This window comes from Pseudomonas sp. 15C (genome assembly GCF_055484735.1).
On sequence record NZ_JBUDGD010000076.1, the window covers coordinates 1 to 20,998 of the forward strand.

General features: G+C 61.5%; 17 protein-coding genes. 1 reads left to right on the forward strand and 16 read right to left on the reverse strand.

Annotated features, from left to right (window positions below):
• Nucleotides 1-520: 520 nt before the first annotated feature.
• The 16 genes from ACYYKW_RS24355 to ACYYKW_RS24430 all read right to left on the reverse strand — a co-directional run bounded on the left by ACYYKW_RS24355 (nucleotide 521) and on the right by ACYYKW_RS24430 (nucleotide 18,381).
• Nucleotides 521-1,213, reverse strand: coding sequence for a GNAT family N-acetyltransferase (locus ACYYKW_RS24355; RefSeq protein ID WP_336354460.1), 693 nt, complete (start codon nucleotides 1,211-1,213; stop codon nucleotides 521-523).
• On the reverse strand, nucleotides 1,210-2,400 hold the full coding sequence (locus ACYYKW_RS24360) for a GNAT family N-acetyltransferase (protein WP_093102700.1): 1,191 nt from the start codon (nucleotides 2,398-2,400) through the stop codon (nucleotides 1,210-1,212). Before ACYYKW_RS24360 ends, ACYYKW_RS24355 begins: the two co-directional genes overlap by 4 nt.
• A 4-nt stretch (nucleotides 2,401-2,404) precedes the next feature.
• Nucleotides 2,405-3,094 (reverse strand): N-acetyltransferase, encoded by a 690-nt coding sequence (locus ACYYKW_RS24365; RefSeq protein ID WP_464991384.1) that lies wholly within the window; start codon nucleotides 3,092-3,094, stop codon nucleotides 2,405-2,407.
• A gap of 61 nt (nucleotides 3,095-3,155) precedes the next feature.
• Complete coding sequence (locus ACYYKW_RS24370; protein WP_464991385.1) at nucleotides 3,156-5,075, reverse strand: hypothetical protein; 1,920 nt, start codon at nucleotides 5,073-5,075, stop codon at nucleotides 3,156-3,158.
• Nucleotides 5,072-6,379 carry an oligosaccharide flippase family protein gene (locus tag ACYYKW_RS24375; RefSeq protein WP_464991386.1) on the reverse strand — a complete coding sequence of 436 codons (1,308 nt, stop codon included), beginning with the start codon at nucleotides 6,377-6,379 and terminating at the stop codon, nucleotides 5,072-5,074. Before ACYYKW_RS24375 ends, ACYYKW_RS24370 begins: the two co-directional genes overlap by 4 nt.
• Nucleotides 6,376-7,377: a polysaccharide deacetylase family protein gene (locus tag ACYYKW_RS24380; RefSeq protein WP_093102691.1), complete on the reverse strand. Its 1,002-nt coding sequence runs from the start codon at nucleotides 7,375-7,377 to the stop codon at nucleotides 6,376-6,378. The genes ACYYKW_RS24375 and ACYYKW_RS24380 overlap by 4 nt, the downstream gene beginning before the upstream one ends.
• A 13-nt stretch (nucleotides 7,378-7,390) precedes the next feature.
• Complete coding sequence (locus ACYYKW_RS24385; protein ID WP_464991387.1) at nucleotides 7,391-8,527, reverse strand: glycosyltransferase; 1,137 nt, start codon at nucleotides 8,525-8,527, stop codon at nucleotides 7,391-7,393.
• The gene (locus tag ACYYKW_RS24390) at nucleotides 8,520-9,488 is read right to left on the reverse strand and encodes a glycosyltransferase (protein ID WP_464991388.1); all 969 of its coding nucleotides are present in this window, start codon (nucleotides 9,486-9,488) and stop codon (nucleotides 8,520-8,522) included. Before ACYYKW_RS24390 ends, ACYYKW_RS24385 begins: the two co-directional genes overlap by 8 nt.
• Nucleotides 9,485-10,852, reverse strand: a complete 1,368-nt coding sequence (locus tag ACYYKW_RS24395; RefSeq protein WP_464991389.1) for an O-antigen ligase family protein — start codon at nucleotides 10,850-10,852, stop codon at nucleotides 9,485-9,487. The genes ACYYKW_RS24390 and ACYYKW_RS24395 overlap by 4 nt, the downstream gene beginning before the upstream one ends.
• A complete protein-coding gene (locus tag ACYYKW_RS24400) occupies nucleotides 10,849-11,940 on the reverse strand; it encodes a glycosyltransferase family 4 protein (RefSeq protein WP_093102679.1) in 1,092 nt (363 codons plus the stop codon). Before ACYYKW_RS24400 ends, ACYYKW_RS24395 begins: the two co-directional genes overlap by 4 nt.
• Nucleotides 11,937-13,529: a GumC family protein gene (locus ACYYKW_RS24405; protein WP_090282721.1), complete on the reverse strand. Its 1,593-nt coding sequence runs from the start codon at nucleotides 13,527-13,529 to the stop codon at nucleotides 11,937-11,939. Before ACYYKW_RS24405 ends, ACYYKW_RS24400 begins: the two co-directional genes overlap by 4 nt.
• Before the next feature lie 16 nt (nucleotides 13,530-13,545).
• Nucleotides 13,546-14,568, reverse strand: a complete 1,023-nt coding sequence (locus ACYYKW_RS24410; protein WP_090282722.1) for a polysaccharide biosynthesis/export family protein — start codon at nucleotides 14,566-14,568, stop codon at nucleotides 13,546-13,548.
• A 21-nt stretch (nucleotides 14,569-14,589) separates the two neighbouring features.
• Nucleotides 14,590-15,237, reverse strand: a complete 648-nt coding sequence (locus ACYYKW_RS24415; RefSeq protein ID WP_090282723.1) for a CpsD/CapB family tyrosine-protein kinase — start codon at nucleotides 15,235-15,237, stop codon at nucleotides 14,590-14,592.
• Entirely contained in the window at nucleotides 15,237-15,983 is a 747-nt protein-coding gene (locus tag ACYYKW_RS24420; protein WP_093102676.1) for a sugar transferase, read from the reverse strand. The genes ACYYKW_RS24415 and ACYYKW_RS24420 overlap by 1 nt, the downstream gene beginning before the upstream one ends.
• A 14-nt stretch (nucleotides 15,984-15,997) precedes the next feature.
• Nucleotides 15,998-17,032: an NAD-dependent epimerase gene (locus tag ACYYKW_RS24425; protein WP_093102673.1), complete on the reverse strand. Its 1,035-nt coding sequence runs from the start codon at nucleotides 17,030-17,032 to the stop codon at nucleotides 15,998-16,000.
• On the reverse strand, nucleotides 17,029-18,381 hold the full coding sequence (locus tag ACYYKW_RS24430) for a UDP-glucose dehydrogenase family protein (RefSeq protein ID WP_464991390.1): 1,353 nt from the start codon (nucleotides 18,379-18,381) through the stop codon (nucleotides 17,029-17,031). The genes ACYYKW_RS24425 and ACYYKW_RS24430 overlap by 4 nt, the downstream gene beginning before the upstream one ends.
• A gap of 388 nt (nucleotides 18,382-18,769) precedes the next feature.
• Between ACYYKW_RS24430 and ACYYKW_RS24435 the strand changes: the two genes are divergently transcribed.
• The gene (locus ACYYKW_RS24435; RefSeq protein WP_464991391.1) at nucleotides 18,770-20,467 is read left to right on the forward strand and encodes a sulfatase-like hydrolase/transferase; all 1,698 of its coding nucleotides are present in this window, start codon (nucleotides 18,770-18,772) and stop codon (nucleotides 20,465-20,467) included.
• Nucleotides 20,468-20,998: the final 531 nt, after the last annotated feature.

Here is a 20,998-nt window from a genome sequence, read left to right on the forward strand (position 1 = left end):
TACGGTTTGCTTCGCTGCACCTACTTCCGCTGTGTACGACTTCGTCGTACGGTCGCTGCGCTCCCACGCCCGGATCGATCCCTCCACTCAGCCTTCCGACGTCGCCGGTGGATCAAGATCAAGAGCACTCGAGCTAACGCTCATTGTTGAGTGGTTAGAAGCGCCGCATGGCTTGAGATTTTCGGTGGATTCGCCCCTCACCCCAGCCCTCTCCCCCTGGAGAGGGAGCCGATTTGTGGGCCGTTCAAAACCTGAGTTCGACTCGTTGTTGCGCGTTGGCGCATCTCTTTCATCCACCCCGGTCAGTCCCCTCTCCCTCCGGGAGAGGGCTAGGCGGGCGGCGTTCCGATGAGGGGCTTTTGATTTTCAGGCTGAGTTCAAGTATTGCCTGACCTGCGCCATCGCCAGCAGGCTGGCTGCCACAAGTTGATGTCGTTCCAACTGAACAAATGCAAACAACATGTGGGAGCTTGCCTGCAAGCGATGGCGGCCCAAGGGCCACCGCCGCTTGCGAGGTGAATTACGCCTGCGCCGCCGCGCTCACTACCGGTCTTTCCGGCTTGCGCAGCGCTGCCAGTCTTGATTCGCTGTAGCGCGTTTGGCGGGTGAAGCGCCAGTGCCCGAACAGGTCGTAGACGTGTGTGATACGCCCTTGTTCCTGATAGCCCAGGCGCATGTGCATTTTCAGGGCCTGAATATTGGCGCTGTCGCAGATATCCACGACTTTCTTGAAGCCGCGGGCCGCCATGACTTGCCAGAGTGCGACCTGTGCATCGACGGTCAGGCTACTGCCGAAATAATGCCGGGTGATTTCGGCACCGAACTGGAAGTATTCACCGGGCTGGACCGGGAACGTGCAGCGATAGAAGTGGCGGTCGTAATAGTCGTGCGCGCTGGCCCAGACGAACCCGACGGTGTGATCGTCCTGGTCCAGGTACATGTGCCCCGTATGCCCTTCAGCGGCGAGCTCGGCCATGGTCTGCACGCGGTCGCCAAAGTACTTGCTGAAGGCCTTGGCGTTTTCTTCGGTGATGTCGACCCTGCGCAACCCTTCACAGGGGCGCAGTTTGTTCGGGGCAATCGGCGTGACCAGATCGCGCTCCATCCAGAGCAATTTGCGGTGAGCGAATATGTAACGTTTCCCCAGCGCGCCAAGGGTGCGGCGCAGGCCTTTTTGTTTGATGCGCAGAAGCAGTTCTTCGATGACGTTCATGATGCTCTCCGAGGCGCTAGCCCAGGTGTGGGGGATGATGTTGCCGGTTGAGTTGCAGATGTATCTGTTGCCGCCGGGTTGCCCGCACGCTGTGCGCGTCTTTTTTGCAAGGCCGGTTTGACGCAGTACCAAAGACGTAGCCCAAGGCCCAGCAGCAAGCCACTGGGGCGCCATGAGTAGAAGCTCCAGCGCCAGTGTTCGAGTTGTCCGGTCATGCGCTCGTGCAGTTGATGGCTGGAGTTCTCCAGGCTCACCCGCGACGCATCGATCCAGTGCCATTGCTCGTCCAGGCCCCAGCGAATCCATTCCTCCAGCAGCACGCGGCCGCTGCCCAGATCGGCATGCTGCGGCAGGAACGCAAGGTTGTAGTCGTAGAGTCGGCCCTGCTCGAGCAGGCCCAGCCGATAGCTGATGCAGCGACCGTCCAGCTCCAGCGTTACGACCCGCACCAGGCCCTGAGCGGCGAGGGCGGTGAAAGCGCTGTTTATCCACTGACGACTGTGTTCGGTGGCGAAAATCCCGACACCTTCGTCACCTTTCCAGCTGACCGATTCGACTGTCTGCAGCGCTTGTAAAACCGTGGGCATCGACAGCGCATCGGGGGTGATTCGCCGTACCTGGGCGCCGCACGCGGCAATCCGTTTGCGCGCCCGCCGCAGTTTGTAGCGCGGGTCGCCGGAGACTTCCTGATGGTCGGCTTCGCTGATCAGATGCACTGGCACCCGGCAACTCAGGCGTCGTTCAGCCGTGGAGCTACGCGCCATCCATTCGGTGAGCGCACTTTCTTCGCCGGCCGGTTCCGACAGTTCATTGAGCTGCAGCAGCGCATGGGGCAGGCGCTGTCGGACCAGCGCCAGCGCCTCGCGCATGTCCTCGGCGCCGAGCAATGACAGCAGGGCCAGCCGATCGGCCAGCGGATAACCCAAGTGGCGCAGCACGCGAAAGGGCACCCCAGCGAAGCGTTCGCGGCCGGCCACCAGCGGCAGGCACAGGCGCAATGTGTCCGCGTCCCAGCCGAGCAGAATGTGCAGGCGTTGATCCTCGCCCAGGGCCTGCTCTGCCGCGCACAACCAGCCAAGATTATTGAACGGCGTGTGGTCGGCTACGAGCAGGCGCAGTGCTTCATAGGCGTTCGCCGGGAAGTCCGCTGCGCACAGGGACGTGCGCCATTCGAATCGCATCGCCATGGGTTCAGGCCGCCGTTGCTTTGACAGGTGGACGGGACGGTTTGCGCAGCGCCGCCAGGCGTGAGCCGCTGTAGCGGGTTTCGCGGTAGAAGCGCCAGCGGCCGAACAGCGTGTAGATATTCATGATCCGCTGTTGTTCGGTATAGCCCATGCGCAGGTGCAGCTTGAGCGCCGGGATGTTGCTCGAGTCACAGACATCGACCACTTTGCTGCAACCTTGCACGGCCATGGCTTGCCACAGACGCACTTGCACATCGACGGACAATGCGGTGCCCCAGTAGGCGCGGGCCATTTCGCCACCGAATTCGAAGAACTCGCCGGGTTTCACCGGGAACCGGCAACCGTAGTAATGCCGATCAAAATAATCGCGCGGCGTGCCCCAGATGAACGCCACGGCATCGCCGTGCTCGTCGACATGCATATGCCCGGTGTGACCTTCATCGGCCAGCTCGGCCATGACGCCGACACGGTCGCCGAAGTAACGGCTGAAGGCGCTGGCGTTGTCTGCGGTGATGTTCATTACGCGCAGCGGCGGGTAAGGCTTGAGACTGTACGGCGGCACGGGACTGACCAGGTCGCGCTCCATCCACAGCAATTGCCGATGGGAAAAAACATACATTCTGCGGATCTTCGCCAAGGTCGCTCGCAGGCCTTTACGACGGATATGTCCGCTGAGTTTTTTCAAGATATCCATGGTCTCTTCTCCTGATGAAGGTGCCACGCGCAGCATGACGCTCGCAGGGCAGTAGGGCGGTTCATGAAGCGTTCCAGTTCAGGGCAAACAGGGTTTGCCCCGGTAATTCGAAACGCACACGCCCGTTTTTGCAGGCAAACGGTGCGTCGCGGGCGCGATTGTCAACGCCGAAGAAACTCAGGGCTGCGGGATCAAGCGGGCACTTCACGCTGCTCAGATCAACGCGTTGCAGGCGGGTACTTTTGTTTACCCCGAGCAATGTGCGCTGCTCGTCACCGGCCATCGCCAGCACATCCACTTCGAAAGCGTCGTTATCCAGTTGCAGCACTTGCGGCAGCCAATGCCGGGCGATGAATTGCTGGGCGAGGCCCACCGGTTTGAGCTCGAAGCGACCGTCGCCTGACACGCGCGCCATGCCCTTGGCGTAGGGCGGTTCGTCAGCGGCCTGAAACCAGTTGAGCATCGTCAGAAGGCCATCCTGAGAAGCGTTGATGACGACCGAGGCCCACCACAGCGCGGCGTAGTGAGTTTCCTGATCGTACGGGCTCAGGCTCGAGCCGCTGGACAGGTTGGTCTGATCGAGCAGCAAGGCTTTGCGCGGCTGACCGTTTGCGTCGAGGCCGACCAGATCGGCGGCGCGACGTACGCTGTCGCGGTAGACCCGGGTTGCCAGCAGGTCGCGAATCATCCATTCGTGCCAGGCCAATGCGTCGACCTGATCGGCAGATTCGCTGAGCATTCGGCGGGCCCAGTCGATGCCGCGTTTGCTCGCCGCGTTGCGGGTGAACGGCCCGTTGACCAATCGTGAAGTGGCGGGCATGGCGATACGCACGCCGGCCTTGGCATTGGCCGGGTCGCTGCGCACCTGGCGAGCCATGCTGACAAAGATCGCCCGGTAATCTTCGTAGCTCGAATAGTTGAGATTCGGCTCGTCGGCGAAGCCGATGTAATGCGTGCCTTGACCACCCAGTGCGCGTGTAGCGGCGAGCCACGCGCCAAGACCGTTGCTGCTTTGCCCGTCGGCACGCAGATTGGCCTGACGCCCGGTGCCGGCGAGCAGGGTGATGTCCTGACGGATGCCGAAACGAGTCTGATAGAGCAGACGAACCGGGTCTTCGAAACCGGCATTTTTCGAAACAACGTCAACGTAGCTGTAATAACTCGCTGCGGCCGGTTTCAAGGCATCGAGTGCGGCATGGCTGGCGGCGGGCGGCATGAGATTGGGCAGGGCAATGCCCAGATCCGGCGTGCGCCCGAGGACTTTATCGTGCAGGGTCAGTCGTACCTGACCCGGCTCTTCACGCAATGGCTGGAGCTGCTGGGGATTTTGCGCAAACAGGTTGGCCGTGCCGTCGAGCCAGAACGCCGCTTTGCCGCTGCCCTGCAGGCGCAAGCGCCAGACCTGGGCCTGGTCGCTGACCGGCAAGGCCACTTGATCGAATTGCCAATAGGCGGGGTGGCGCGTGAGGGCCAGCGACAGTTGTTGGCCATCGTTCATGCGCTGTGCCTGCAGCGCGTTGACGCCGCCATGGTATTTGCCGTTCAGCACCGCGCGTTCCCCCGGTGCGACTCGGAAAAACAGCTCATCGCCACGGCGCGTTTCGACACTGAAGTGCACCTTGGCCGGACTGAACAGCGCCACGGTCTGGTCGTCATGCTCGATGCGGTAACTGCGAAAGCTGTAGCCGGGAATCTCCAGACGGTAGCTGGCCGCGCCCGGCACCAGCGGCCAGCGCTGCGAACCGCGCACCTCACTGGCCTTGATGAACCGGTCACCTTGCAATCGGCCGCGGCCGTCGAGCAGGTAGATATGCTCTTCATTGGCCTCAGCCTGCCACGCCGGAACCCAGCTCACGGTGACGGTATCCGGACGATCAGCTTGCAGATACAGGCTACCGTCGCGGATGTCGCCCCACTGCATCGGCGCAGCGAAGCCGTTCAGCGACATGCCGAGTCCGAGCAACAGGGCCAGGCGATTCATGCGGCTTTCCGACGGTGCAACATCAGCCACATCGGGCTGAGATCACCGGGCAGGATGAACAGCGTGTGCCAAAACGCTACGCCGCTGAGTTTGCAATACAGCACCAGCATCGCCAGGGTCACTGCCAGATAGGCAATCGAGGACGCCGCCGCTGCGCCGACGATGCCGTAGCCCGGAATCAGCAACAGATTCAACGCCAGATTAAGTAATGCCCCCACTCCCATCATCAGCGACACGGTGGCGGGGCGGTTCTTGCCGATCAGGTCCAGGCGCAGAATGCTGGCGTAGCACAGGCCCAACAGCCCCGGCAGCAATGCCAGCAGCGCCGGGTAGGCCGGTTGGTAGGCGACGCCGAACAGGGTGACGATCAGCCATTCGCCGATCAGCGCCATGGTAATGCAGGCGCCGAGCATCACCGTGGCGGTCAGGCGTAGCGCCAGCGGCGTGACCTTGTCCATGCCTTTGTCCTGTTGCAGCAGACGCTTCATCAGCGGTGTAGTGACGGCTTCCGGAACGATCAGCAGCAGTTCGGCGGCGGCGCTGGCCATGGCGTAATGGCCGAGCGCGGTGCTGCCCAAAAGGGCCCCGATAAACAAGTAATCGGAGCGCAGAATGACCTGTTGGAACAGCAGATCCGGATGGCTGCGCGCACTGAATCGCAGCAGCTCGTTCTGGCTCGCACGATCCCATTGCAACTGAGTTGGCTGTGCGCGTTTGAGCCACATCCAGCCCACCAGCACCACCAGACTGATGCCGGCCAGCCAACTGATCAGCGCGGCTTCGAGTGCGGCCTCTTTCCACATCCAGAACAGCGCGACAAACAACAGCAACGGCGCCAGCGATTCGATCAGGCGCAGGACATTGAACGCGACCACACCCCCCGAGGCGTTGTGCAAGGTCAGCAGGCCGCTTTTGAGCACCGTCAGCGGTACCGCCAGCAGCAACAGCCAAGCCAGCAACCCGAGTTGCATCGTGACATCGAGTTCGCTGCCGAATTCCCGCGCCAGCGCCACCACCAGCAACGTCAGCAGCCCGGCCAGGAGACAGCCGAACACCAACACCTGAGCGAGCAACAAGCCCATCGGCCGCTGATTGGCCGCTTGATAACCGACCGCCGAATTCAGGCCGCCGCTGGTGGCCGCACTGATCAGATCCGGCAGGGTGCTGAGCAGGGCAAACAAGCCGCGTTCACTCGGCCCGAGAATCCGCGCCAGCAACACATTGCGCAGCAGGCGCAAGGCGATCATTGCCAGTTTGGTGCCCATGCTCAGGGCGAGGTGCTTGAGGTAGCTGCTGCGACTCATGGCCGTGCCCCGCGAAAGATCCGTAACGACAGCAGTTCCGGATTGCGCGCGGTGCGCTGGCTGACGCCGAAGCGTGGCAGGTTCAGCGGATCGCCGGCGCCGCGATAGAGTCCTGTGGTGGTGCCCAGAGCAAACGGATAGTCGTGATTGGCAACCTGCTCACGCACGCGCTCGTCGTTGTCGCCGTTGGGGTAGCAATACACCGGCAATGGCCGATTGCAGCCGTTTTGCAAGGCGCCACGGCTGCGGCTGATTTCTTCGTGCAGACGCACGTCGTCCAGCCCGGTGAGGATCGAGTGACTGGCGCCGTGCGGGCCGAAACGCACCAGGCCGGAGGCTTCCATGGCGCGCACCTGATGCCAGTCCAGCGCTTGCGGCAAGGAATCCGGCGGACACTCGTTGGTAAGACGTTCAAGTTCCTGCGGATCGAGGCTCTTCAACCCTTGCAAATAATGCAGCAGCGCCACGCTGCGCCGGTCGACATCGATATCGTCGAGCAGCACCGGCAACGGATGACCGGTGATGCGCAGGTGCTCGATCAGGTGCATGCGGGCCTTTTCGCCATGGCTGCCCCACAGCGTTTCGCCCACGCTTTCCCACCAGAAGCGTTGCCGGCTGCCAATGAAATCGGTGGAGAGAAAAATGCTCGCCGGCACCTGATGTTTTTGCAGCAGCGGATAGGCGTTCACCGCGTTGTCACGCCAGCCATCATCAAAGGTCAGCGCCACTCGCGGACGCTCGGTGCGCAGGGCGTTGGGCTGCAGCAACTCCATCAGCGGCACGCAATCGAAATGCTTGCGCAGCCATATCAGCAAGTGTTCGAACGCCTGCGGGCCGACGCACAGTTCATTGCGGTGCGGCAGGTTGGCGGCACGGTCGTTGCCCAGCACCCGGTGGAGCATCAGGATGACCCCGGCCCCGTGCAACTGGTTACGCCCCACTGACGAGTTGAGATAAAGCCAGCCGCTGGTGCGTTTGAGCAATTGTTTGATCGCCATGGCGTGCGTCCTCTCAACGATTCTGGTCAGGGTTCCACTGCGCGTACCGTTGCCCGCGCAGGAACTGCCACAGGCCGGCGCTCATGCCGGCCAGCGTCACCAGCAGGAATGCCGCGAGGCGGAACGGTTTCGGCAAACGGTGTTGCGAATCCAGCAGGCCGGCGATGGCAATCGAGTAACCGATCAGTTGCGCGACCAGACTCAGGCGATAGAAACCGTGTTCGTTCCACAGCCAGAAATTGCTCAGCAGCAGCGGCAGCAACAGCACTGGCGCCAGTCGGCGGATCAGTTTGTGGCTGATCAAGGCGATGGAATACAGCCCGTGCTTGAACGGATTGAGCAGTTCGCGGCGTTGCGCCAGACTCTGCAGCCCACCGACCGTGACCCGCTGGCGGCGACGCCATTGCTTGTCCGCTTCGTCGACGCCCTGGTCGATCACCTGGGCCTCGGGCACGTAGACAATGCGTTTGCGCGCCACTGGTGCGCAGGTACTGATGAAGAAATCATCATTGACCTCGGCCGGCACGGGCTGGAACAACTCGCGGCGCAGCGCAAGCAGCGCGCCGTCGGCGGAGACCATGCAGCCGGTGCGATTCTCGACCCGGCGCAACCAGCCTTCGTAATGCCGATAGAGGCTGTCGCCGACGCTCAGACCGCCACCGGTGACCGGGATCACCATGTGCCCGGCGCAGGCCCCGACTTGTAGATCGTTCAACGGCGCGAGCAAGTGGCCAAGGGTGTCGCGCGACCATTGGTTGTCGGCGTCGGTGAACACCAGAATCTCACCATTGCTCACGGCAACCCCGGCATTCAGCGTGGCGGCTTTGCCCTGGCGCGGCAGGTCGAGCACGGTAATGCGCGCATCCGTCACTTTGTGCGCGCAGGCCACGGTGTCATCGGTCGAACCGTCGCTGGCGAGAATGATCTGCAGCGTGGCCGGCTGATAATCCTGGGCCAGCAGCGTGCGCAACTTGTGCTCGATATGCCGCGCCTCATTGTGCGCGGCAATGACGATGCTGATGTTCAGCGGCGGCGCCGGGGCATGCCGCCAGGCCGGGAACAGCGGCGCCAGCAAGGTCAGCAGCAAGGGATAGCCGATGTAGGCGTACACCGGCAGCAACAGGCACAGGCAAAAAATGAGTTCAGCCACGGGCGGGCCTCCTGGCGTTCCAATGACACAGACCGAGAATCAATGCCGCGCTGGCCAGGTGCAGGCGCACCCAGTGCAGGCCCCAGAGTTGCAACGTCAGGCCGAGGTTTTGCTGGCGAATGCTTTGTCGCACGCTGAGCAGCAGACTCGGTAGCAGGCCCAGCATCAGCAGCAGCAAGGCCTGATTCGCGTACCCCGTGAGCAACGCCAGGATCGCCAACGCATCGAGCAACCACACCAGCCCTGACAGCAACGGAAAACGCAGCAGGCGCAGGCTCATGCCATGGGCGCGGAGCAATTGCAGGTGACTGCCCTGACGCCACAGTTCCTTGCCGATCCATTCGCGCCAGGTCATTTCATAGCCCCAGTGCAGGGCGACGCTGCTACTGACCGACAGCAAGCGCGCACCGTGTCTGTGCAGACGCAGGGTGTATTCCTTGTCCTCACCGGTGCGCAGGGTTTCGTTGAAACCGCCGGCATTGTCGAACCACTGCTTGCGCATCAGCAGGTTGGCACTGGGCAGCCAGTGCACGGTGCGAGTGGCGCGGCCCGATGCAGACAAAGAGCGGCGCTGCCAGGCCGCGGCGAACCATGGCGCAGCGGCAGGGGTGTGCAGGTCCAGGCCGAAGACGTCGCCCTGGTCGCTCGCAGCCAGGGTAAACGTCTGCTTGAGCCAGTCTTCGGGCATTTCGATATCGGCGTCGATGAACGCCAGCCAGTCGCCGCTGGCAACCGCTGCGCCACGGTTGCGCAAGGCGCCGATCAGCAGGCCGGGCAGCATCAGAACCCGTGCGCCGAATGCGCGGGCGATCTGTGGCCCGTCGTCGGTGGAGCCGTTGTCGACCACGATCAGTTCACAGTCGATGTCGGCGGCGTGCGCCGCCTTGCGCGCGGCCAGCAGGGTGCGGCCGATGTGGCGGGCCTCGTTGAACATCGGCATGACAATGCTGATCCGGCTCATGTTCTGGCCTCCGTCAGCGGTGCCTGCTCGGCTTTCAGGCGCAGTACCCAGGTCAGCGCCAGCATGATCCACAGGTATTTCAGGTTCGGCGCGCTGAGGAACATCAGGAACAACGTCAACGACAGAAAACTCATGCCCAGGTGGGTGACCAGATCCGCGTGCTGCCACTCGCGCCGCTCAAGCCACGCGCCCCGTGCGCGAATCAGGTTGTAGAAGCCCTGCACGAGCATGCCGACAAACAGCAGGCCGGCGGGAATACCCAGTTCGCTGAAAATCTCCAGATAGGTGTTGTGCGCCCGCCGATACAGGTCGCCGATCTTGCGGTTGGCCGAAAACGCCTTGGCATAACCGGTGGTTGCGTAGTGCAACGGAAAGGTGCCGGGGCCGGAGCCGAGCAGCGGGTGCTCGCGGATGATCTGGCTGCCGACGACAATGTACGAGGCGCGACGGCCGAGGGACTCGTCCTGAGCCTTGGCGCCGGCGCTGAGGATACTCAGCGACTGAATGCGTGCCAGGTAACCGGCCGGCATCGCGTAGATCGCCAAGGGCAGAATGATCGCGGCGCCGAGCATGGCGAAGCCGAAGTGCCGTGGGCGAATGCGTGTCAGTTGCTGGCGGTAATGCCAGACACCGATTGCCAGACTCAAGGCCAGTACCACCAGGCCTGAGCGCGACTCGGTTTTGGTCATGCCGCCCAACAGCAAGAGGCAGCAGCCGGCCCAGAACAAACGGTGCAGCAGCTGCGGGCTGCGGATCACCAACAGCAGCCCCAGCGGCACGGCGAAGGCGATCAGCAAGGCAAAGGCGTTCGGGTCTTCGAGCAGGCCGGCGGCGCGGCCCTTGTCCTGGAATCTGCTGGAAAACATCGCCATGGCGCAGGTCGCGCTGACACTGAGCGTGACCAGCCGGGCAAACAGATCCAGATTCAGTTCGCGGCCGATCAACAAGGTGATCACAAACAGGAGCAGGCCCACGCTCAGCTCGCGCAGATGACTCTGTGACATGCCCATATTGTCGGTGGCGAGCAGGCTCAGCAGGTACAGCGCCATGAAGCCGATCAGGTAGCGCCACAGATTGCTGCGCAGGCGTTGCGATGGAATCTGATGCAGCGCCAGTTGCAGCATCACGATCACCGCCAGCGAAGCACCGAGCAACTTGCTGCCGGAAACTGAACTGTCCTTGAAGAAACCTTCGAACGGTACCAGCGCAGCAATGCCGAGCAGGCCCCAGGTCGGTTTGCGGTACAGGACGGTGAAGCCGACCAGGCCAATGACTGCCCCCGGTGCCAGATAGGGCCAGGGACTGGCCAGCAAACCCAGGCTGACCAGTGCGAACAGACTGACGATCGAGAGCGGGAAAATCATGCGCGTGCCTCCCGTGCCGTGTGGATGTACAGCTGCGACCAGCGTTCGGCCAGGGCCTTGAGGTCGTAGCGCTCCTGTTGTGTGCGTCTGGCGTTGTCGCGCAGCTGCGCGGCCAGTTTCGGTTCGGCCAGCAAGGTGTCGAGCTGGCGGGTGAGGGCGGCGGTATCGGTTGGCGGCGCGAGTAGCCCGTTCACGCCGTGCTGCAAGACATCGGGAATACCGCCGACCGCGAACGCCACCACCGGTACGCCGGCCTGCATCGCTTCAAGCAGAATCATCGGCGTGCCCTCGGTGCGCGAGCTGATCACCAGCGCATCGAGTTGTTGCCACCAGCCTTGCATCGCCGTCTGATAGCCCGGCAGGCGAATCCGCCGCGGCAAACCGGCAGCGTTGATGCGCGCCTGCAAGCTCTCCCGTTCCGGGCCATCACCGAGCATCACGGCGTCCAGTTGCGGGTGCTGATGACACAAGGGAATCAGCGCATCGAGAAACAGATCCGGGCCTTTTTCACTGCTCAACCGACCGACGTAACCGGCCAGCCAGCGTTGCCGGTCTGCCACCGGCGGCATGGCGGGCGCCGCTGGCAAACCGTTGGGAATCACTTGTAATTTCTCCGCCCGCACGCGGGCCTCGAGGTGCAACTCGGCAATGCTTTGCGCCACGCAAACCACCCGTTTCACCGCTGCGGTGCGGCACAGTTGCAGGCTCAGCCAGGTGTAGAACTTTTGCTTGCGACTGCGCGGCGTGAACCCGTGCTGAGTGATCACCAGCGGCAGGCGCAACAGCGTTGCGCCGACCCAGCCGAACAACAGCCCTTTGAAGTTGTGCGTGTTGAGCAACGGCTTGTCGCTCCGGCGCTGCCGCAGGTGCCGCAACAATTCGCCCAGCCCGGCGCAGTAGCAAGCGTCCACCCCAGCCTCACGAAAGCGCGCGATCAGCTCTGGCGGCGCATCGAGAAACAGCACCTGATGCTGCCCCGGCGTGGCCAGGCAATGATCCAGCAACATTCGCTCGGCCCCATAGAAGCCGCCGCTGCTGAGCAAATGAATGATCGGCAGGGCGACGTAAGGGGTGGACACCGCGTTCAATTGCGCACCCAGTGAACCAGGCTTGGCATGGTCCAGTTCTTGTGCGGATTGCCCGCCTGTGGCGTTTCTTCGTTGAGCACCAACAGCACCGGAAGGCCCAGTTCGTGACTGATTTGCGCCGGATGCTTGAAGCGATGGTCGAAGAACTCACGCACGTAGACGAACGCGATTGCCAGCAACAGACCGGTGAACAGCCCGAACGGGATGATCAGCATCGGCTTGGGAAAAGCCGCCTCGGTCGGTTCATACGGCGGGCTGAGGACACGAGCGTTGGACAAGTCGTTGTCCAGCGCGCGGGTCGTGCTGCTTTCAGCAAAGCGTTGCGCATAGGTAGAAAACGCTGCGTGCAACGCGCCGATCTCGGTGTCCATCTGGCGCAGCTTGCTTTGGGTTTGCTGCAATTGATGGATGCGATTCTTGAACTCGGCAATGCGCGCGGTTTTCTGCTCGATGACCTGGCTGACCACCGACAAGTCGATCGTGCGTTCCTGGATGCGGTTGTTGACCACTTTGAGGAACTGCTGGCGCGTGCGGGCAATCTGCTCGCGGGCCAGCAACATCGGCTCGCTGCCGGGCTGGAATACCGCCAGGTCATTCATATAGCGGCTGACTTGAGTGGTCAGCGCCTCGCCCATCTGGCGGATCTCGCGGTCCTCGAACGCGATGTTGTCCACCGTCGTGGTGAAGGTGAACGGAAAGGTGTAGTCATTGAGTTTGTTGGTGTTGGCGGCGGCCAGACTGGTTTTCAGGTAATCGAGCCAGCGCTGGCTTTGCAGCAAGCGATCGCGATACAGGTTGAGTGCCTGCTCTTCGGTGTTGATCGCGTTGAGGCGGAAGGTGATTTCTTCTTTCGGATCGGACGAACCGACGCTCTCCAGCAGGCCCAGCCTCGCGCCTTCCAGGCCATCGAGCCGCACCTGATATTGATGCTTCTTGGTCTCGTAGAACGAGTGCGGCAGCTCGATCGATTGCAACGCCTGACGATCGACCAGATAGTTTTGCAGCAACGCGGCCACGAACGTCGTGCCCTGGGCAGGATCAGGGAAGCTGTAGACGATCGAGATGACATTGGAACCCGGCAGGGTTTCGATCTTCAGATTGTCGATGGCTTCCTGGGTCAAGCCGTCCAGCGCCGTGTCGCGCACCGGATCGGTTTCCATGCCCAGTGCATCACGCAGCGGATTGATCACGTACTCGCGCAGTGGCGTGCTGACGTAACGCTTGAACGGCTCGCCGGCCAGCTTGCTGAGCATCCCCGGCGGCGGGTTGTACTGGCCGTTGTCGCGCAGTTCGCTGATGGTCTGACGGATCAGCGCCGGCGAACGGAGGATATTGCTCTCGGTTTCCATGTCCGCCAGCGATGGCGGAATGAAGGTGGCGTTGTCCTGGGTCAGCGAGGTGGTCGCATCGCCCTGAGAGAGTTTTTTCGACTGCACGATCACCTGCGCGGTGATATCGAAGCTCTGTTTGAGCAGCAATGGCAGGAGCAGGGCGATCACTGCAAAGGTCAGGAAGATGCGCTTCACCAGTTGCTTGTTGGCGAAGAAAATCCTGAAGAACTCGTGCAGGTAATTTTCTTTTGGGTTCATGTCGGTCACCTGAGAGTCAGTTGTCACTGCCTTTGTTGTCGACGCGGTAGCCGAAGCTGAAACCGACGCCCTGGAACAGCACCACATCGGCCAGTTGGCGGGCGAGTTCGCCGGCGCTGGCCAGTTTGGTTTTTGGCACGTAGAGCATGTCGTCCGGCTGCAGATAGGCGATTTGTGGGGCGTCGCCAGACAAGGCCTTTTCGACGTCGTAGTTCATCGCCTGCACCTGGTTGCCGTTGCGCCGCATGATCACGACCGAATCGAGCCGCGCCTTGACGTTGGTGCCCCGCGCCAGGGTCAGTGCCTCGAGTACCGACACCGGTCGCCGGATGGGGTAGGAGCCTGGCTGCGCGACTTCGCCGAGCACGTAGATCTCGTTGCCGGCGGTGGATTTGAGCAGCACGTCGACGGTCATTCGCCCCGGCAGTTGCGCGTACCTTTGATTGAGGAAGGTTTCGAGCTGGTTGACCGTCATGCCTTGCAGTGGCACGGCGCCGATTTCCGGGAAACTCGCATAGCCGTCGGTGCCGACGGTGATCTCGCGACTCATGCCGGTAGCCGGGTGGTTCAACGCGCTTTTGAGGTTCTGCTCGTTGCTCAGCGGGCTGAGAATCTGTACCGCGAGCTGATTGCGGTTGGGCTGGAACAGTTGCTTGCGCTCATACGCACGCTGGATTTCCTGACGCGCTTCTTCGCTGGTCAGCCCGGCGATTTTCACCGAAGTGTTGGCGCCCGGCAGTTCGATGGTGCCGTCGGGCAGCACCAGCTGCGTGCCGTTGAGCTGGCTGGCGGCGGTGAAGTTCAGGCCGATCTGGTCACCCGACTGCACGCGGTAAGCATCCGAGCCACTGGTGCTGATGTGAAAAATCACATCGAGCACGTCTTTCGGGCGCAGGGTCTGCTCGACTCGCGGCATGTCGGTGGCCTGGGCATTGGCCGGTGTGGCGGTGAGGATATTCACCGGCATGTTACGGGTCTCGGAAGTGCTGGAGCAGCCCGCAAGCGGCAGCATCAGCAGGACAAGCATTTTGGCGTTCATGGCGTCATCCTTCGCGTTCGCTTACAGGTTTTTGTAAAGCCATTTGGGCATGTAGTACTTGCGCCGGTTGAACACGCTACCGACCACTTTCGCTCCGGCCTGGGTCAGGCGTTGCACGGCAGCCTGGGCGACTTCCCAGCGGGTGTCTTCGGCGCGGACGACAAACACCACGCCATCCACTTGCGTACTGATGACCAGCGTGTCGGCGGCGGAATACACCGCGTCGCCATCGATCACCACAAAGCGGTACTGGCTGCCCAACTGGTCGAGCAACGGGCTAAGGCGTTCGGCGGTCAGGTGTTCCAGCGTGCGGATCGGCCGGCCGTTGGGCAGCACATGGAAGGGCAGGCTGGAGGTGTGCACCACACAGTCCTGCAGCAGCGGCGGGTTGCCCGAGCTGAACAACAAGTCACGCAGGCCGCGTTCCTTGCTCAGGTTCAACTGCTGGGTGAGGTTGCTCGCCGACTGGCTGGCATCGACCAGCAGCACCTGGCCGCTGCTCATTTGTGCCAGTTGGCTGGCCAGCGCCATCGCACTGGTAGTGGTGCCCGCGCCGGGGTTGGCGGCGGTCAGCAACAGGATCCGCAGATCGAGATCCAGCACGGTCGACGTCAGGTTCGATTCGCTGGGATTGGCGATGCTCAGGCTTGTATTGGTTGAACCGTCCATTAGCTTGCTCCGTGGCCGCTGAATACTTTGAAGGGGGTTTTCAACAGAATCTTCAGATCAAGCAGAAGGCTCTGCTCGGCGATGTAGCTGAGGTCCAACTCAACGCGCTGGTCGAAGTCGATATTGCTGCGTCCGGAGATCTGCCACAGACCGGTCATGCCGGGGTAGATGCTCAGACGTGCGAGGTGATTGTCCTTGTAGCGATAGGCGTTGAACGAGGTCGGGCGAGGGCCGACCAGGCGCATGTCACCGGTCACCACGTTGATCAGGTTGGGCAGCTCGTCGAGGCTGGTGCGCCGCAGAAATGCGCCGATGCCGGTGACGCGCGGGTCCTTGTCGATCTTGAAGTCGATGGCGTCGGCCCCGTGTTTGTTCAGGTGGCGTAGCGATTCCTTGAGTTCTTCGGCGTTGCTGACCATGGTGCGGAATTTGTACATGCCGAACTTGCGACCGCGATAACCCGTGCGCTTTTGCACGAACATCACCGGGCCCGGGCTGGTGAACTTGATCGCCAGCGCCAGGCCGAGCAGCAATGGCGAAATCAACAGCAGAATCAGCAGCGCGCCGAAGCACGCGACCACCCGATTGGTCCGCGACAATTGCCACGGTCGACCGCCGTCACGGCCGCTTAACCAGCCACGGCCCTGACGGTGAATCGCCGCGTCGAGGCGCATGCGATGTTCCGGGTCGACGCGCTTGTCAGGACGCATCTGCGCAATCGCCACACTTTTTTCATGTCCAGTCATGAGGTCCTCCGCATTCATTCAGCCGCAAGCGGCGCACGAGCCGTGGGGTAGTAGCCGCGAAACCAGGCGATGAATCGCCCCAGCCCTTCGTCCAGCTCGATCCGGGGCTGGAACCCGGTGGCCTGGGCCAGATCGCTGGCCTCGGCGCAGGTGTTGAGCACGTCGCCCGGTTGCAGTGGCAGCAGCTCGACAATGGCTTGTTGGCCGAGGTGTTTTTCCATCAGGGCCAGGTAGGTTTTCAGCGCGACCGGCTGCTGCCCGCCGATGTTGAACAGCCGCCACGGCGCCATGCTGCTGGCCGGGTCGGGCTGTTCGCGATCCCACTGCGGATTGGCCTGCGGGGGCTGATCGATGAGGCGCGCGATGCTCTCGATGATGTCGTCGATGTAGGTGAAGTCGCGCTGGTGCTCGCCGTAGTTGAACAACTTCAGCGGCGTACCTTCGCTGATCGCTTTGGCGAACTGGATCGGCGACATGTCCGGCCGTCCCCAAGGCCCGTAAACCGTGAAAAAGCGCAGGCCGGTGCAGGGAATGCCGAACAGATGGCTGTAGCTGTGCGCCATCAGCTCGTTGGCTTTCTTGGTCGCGGCGTACAGCGACAGCGGATGATTGACGCCGTCCTTCACCGAGTAGGGCGTGTGCTGGTTGGCGCCGTACACCGAACTCGACGAGGCGTAGATCAGATGCTCGACCGGGTGATGCCGGCAGCTCTCCAGAATGTTCAGAAAACCATTGAGGTTGCTGTCCAGATAGGCCCGTGGGTTGTCCAGCGAATAACGCACCCCGGCCTGCGCCGCCAGGTGAATCACCACTTGCGGTTGTTCGCGAGCGAACAGTGCATCGATCGCCGAGGCGTGCGCCAGATCGACCGTGGCCAGTTGGAAATCGCCAACTTCCTCGCGCACCCACTGCACGCGATCCTGTTTGAGCTGCGGATCGTAGTAGTGGTTGAAATTGTCCAGACCAACCACCGTGTGCCCGTCGCGCAGCAGGCGCAGCACGCAGTGGGCACCGATGAAACCGGCCGCGCCGGTGACCAGCACCTTCATGGCCGCAGCCCTTCAGGAGCGATGTGGCGCAGACCGATGCCGCTGTAGTGCAGGCCGGCAGCCGCCACCTGTTCCGGGTTGTACAGGTTGCGCCCGTCGATGATCACCTTGGAACGCAGCTTCTCGGCGAGCAGTTCGAAGTCGACCACACGGAAGTTTTTCCACTCGGTGCAGATCACCAGCGCGTCGGCATCTTCGAGGGTGTCGTCGCGGGTCGCACACAGGTGCAGATCGTTGCGATAACCATAGAGGCGACGGCATTCGGACATCGCTTCCGGGTCGTAGGCCTGCACGCTGGCGCCCTCGGCCCACAGTGCGTCCATCAGGTAACGGCTCGGCGCTTCGCGCATGTCATCGGTGTTGGGCTTGAACGCCAAGCCCCAGACCGCGATCGACTTGCCGGCCAGGCCTTGAGGAAATTGCGCTTTGAGTTTGCTGAAGAGAATGTGTCGCTGACTGTCGTTGACGTCGGTGACGCTGCGCAGCAGTTTCAGCGGCATGCCGTTGTGTTCGGCGGTGTGCAGCAGGGCGCGCAGGTCCTTGGGAAAACACGAACCGCCAAAGCCGCAACCGGGATAAATGAAGTGGTAGCCGATGCGCGGATCGGAGCCGATGCCTTTGCGCACCGCTTCGATGTCGGCGCCGAGCAGTTCGGTGAGGTTGGCCAGCTCGTTCATGAAGCTGATGCGCGTGGCGAGCATCGCATTGGCTGCGTACTTGGTCAGCTCGGCGCTGCGGTTGTCCATGAACATCAGTTTTTCGTGGTTGCGGCAGAACGGCGCGTACAGCTCGCTCATCTGCTCGCGGGCCGCGTCATGGTGGGTGCCAACGATGATCCGGTCGGGGCGCATGCAGTCGGCGAGAGCGCTGCCTTCCTTGAGAAATTCAGGATTGGACACCACGTGCACCGTCAGCTCGGTCTTGCCGCGGCGCAGCAACTCGCTATTGGCCGCGGCCAGGACCTGATCCGCCGTGCCGACCGGCACCGTCGACTTGATGATCAGGGTGCGATCGGCCTCCATGAAACCGGCGATCTGCCGAGCGACGTTGAGCACGTGGCTGAGATCGGCGGAACCGTCTTCATCGGCCGGGGTGCCGACGGCAATGAAAATCAGCTCGGCGTGCGCCACCGCATCGCTGGCCTGGGTGCTGAACAGCAGGCGCCCGGCCTTGATGTTCTCTTCCAGGGTGGCGGACAGCCCAGGCTCGCTGATAGGCGGCACCGCTTGTTGCAGTTGTCTGATCTTGTTGGGGTCAATATCGATGCATAAAACCCGATGACCCACATCTGCAAGAGCGGCGGCTTGTATAAGTCCAACATAGCCCGTGCCAAATACGCTCACGTCCATCTGCGCACCTCGATAAAACCAAAAAGTTAACTACGGAAAGAGATCGTTAAAGGGGTATAGCGCAGCGTTTGGAAAACGTGTCAGCAAAATGACATGTTGCAGTGATATAACACTTAAGTGTTTTTTGGCGATTGGCCATCAAGTCATTGCTGCGCTTGAAATTGTTGCGCTAGTGCAGATTTGTTCAGATTTCAAATAAGCGATAAACGGTCGTAAGCCGCTAATTTAAAGGCCTGTAGCGCCTCTCTTGTGTCAGATTTGAGTCACCGTTTTTTTGACACTAAATCCGGCTATCAGTCATTTCTTGCGCTTTTATGGTCGGGTGCTAGTGTCAGCTTCTGACTGACAAACCTTTGACTCCTAGCCGTTTCGTACGACCGGTATCGCCATGTTCCGATTTGCCAAAGAACTACTGTTAATTGCCTGGCTGTTGCTTTTCTCCGGTTATTACATTGATCGGTTAAATGCTATCGGGTGGAGTTTTAATGTACTTGTTTTTGGCGCGATGTTTTTGGCGCTGACATTTGCGTTGTATTTAACAGCCTATATACGACAGGCACTCATCCGCCATGCATTCGCATTGACGATGTTTGTTTCGGCGGTTTTCTTTGATGTGTATACCCGCGTCACCGCTGACTACCTGAGGTACAGCGATTTCGTCTCGCTGGTGTATTCCGGTGGCTTCATTCAGGAAGCGGCGTACCAGTATCGAGAGGCGATCCTGCGTAGCGTGCTCGGCGGGTTGTTGCTGCTGTTCGGCATCGGGCTCAAGCCACGGCGTGCGCTGGTCATACCGAACGCCTGGCGAGTGACGGCGCCGTTCGCGGGTGTGCTGATGCTCAGTGCGCTGCTGTTTCTGCGTGCGGGTGAGGGCGCCCGCGGCTTGCCGATCATGTACACGCCGCTGGCCTACCTGAACCTGTTTGCCTACGAGGCGCTGCACAACAGCGTCGGCCCGCGTGAGCCGGTCACCCTTGCGCGCAGCGTGCGTGCCGTCGGCCATGACATCGTGCTGATCATCGACGAAAGCATTTCCGGCAATTACCTGGACGTCAATGCGCCGTTCGGCGTGCACAGCAATCTGAAGCAGGCACCGGCCGGGGTCGACATTTTCAATTACGGTTACGCCGCCTCCATTGCCAATTGCAGCGCCGACACCAATGTCACCCTGCGCTACGGCGGCACCCGCAACGATTACATGCGCATCAACAGCACGCTGCCGTCGATCTGGCAGTACGCGAAAAGTGCCGGGCTGCGCACGGTGTATATCGACAGCCAACGCACCGGCGGCAACCTGCAGAACCTGATGACAGCGAACGAAAAAAACGACATCGATCTGTTCGTGCAGTTCGACCAGACCAGCGTGCGCGACCGCGACATGGCGGCGGCGGCGAAGCTTATTGAACTGCTCAACGATGACACGCCAGAGCTGGTGGTGATCAACAAGGTTGGTGCGCATTTTCCCGTGCATGACAAATACCCCGACGCGTTCATGGCTTACCGGCCGACCTTGCCACGCGGGCAGTTCACCGAAGTCGCCGACACCGGAGAGCGCGCCGGTTTCAACGGTCAGCCGGACGACTGGGTGCTGTACCGCAACGCCTACAAGAACACGGTGTTGTGGAATGTCGGCGAGTTCTTTGCGCGCGTGTTTGCCCAGGCGAAGCTCGACAATGCGCTGCTGATCTATACGTCCGATCATGGTCAGGATCTGCACGAACGTGGCAATCCTGGCTTGAACACCCATTGCGGCGGCGATCCGGTGGAGGAGGAGGGCCTGGTGCCGCTGGTGGTGATTTCCGGCAGCAAGCTGAAGACCGTCGATTGGTCGGCGCAACTGGCGGCGAACAAGGATCGCTCCAGCCACTACAACATCTTCCCGACGCTCTTGCAGTTGATGGGGTATGACCTGGCGGGGATCGAGGCGGTGTATGGCAAACCGCTGAGTGTACCGACGGCGGATGAATTCACCTTCAACTACCGGTTCAATGCGCGGTTGGGGGCTAAACCCGAGTGGAAACATATTGATCTGGGGAGCATTGTCACTCCGGCGCAGGCGCCTGCGAGTGTGGCGGTTGGGCAATGAGAATCGGGGTTGGCTGGGCTGGCCTCATCGCTTGCAGGCAAGCTCCTACAGGGAACGCGTGCACCACGAGGCCTGCAATAGATACCGCTTGGATTGCCAGGTGCGAAAATCAAAAGCCCCTCACCCTAGCCCTCTCCCGGAGGGAGAGGGAACTGACCTAGGTGGATGCGAAAGGTGCGCCGACCTGAAATATCGAGTCGTACGCAGTTTCCGAAAAGCCCACAAATCGGCCCCCTCTCCCTCGGGAGAGGGAACTGACCTAGGTGGATGCGAAAGGTGCGCCGACCTGAAATACCGAGTCGTACGCAGTTTCCGAGAAGCCCACAAATCGGCCCCCTCTCCCTCGGGAGAGGGCTGGGGTGAGGGGCGAATTCCCCGCAAATCCCAAGCCATGCGTCGCTTTACACCACTCAACAATGAGCGTTAGCTCGCGTGCTCTTGATCTTGCCTAACCAGCGACATCGGAAGGCTGAGTGGAGGGATTGATCCGGGCGTGGGAGCGCAGCGACCGTACGACGAAGTCGTACACAG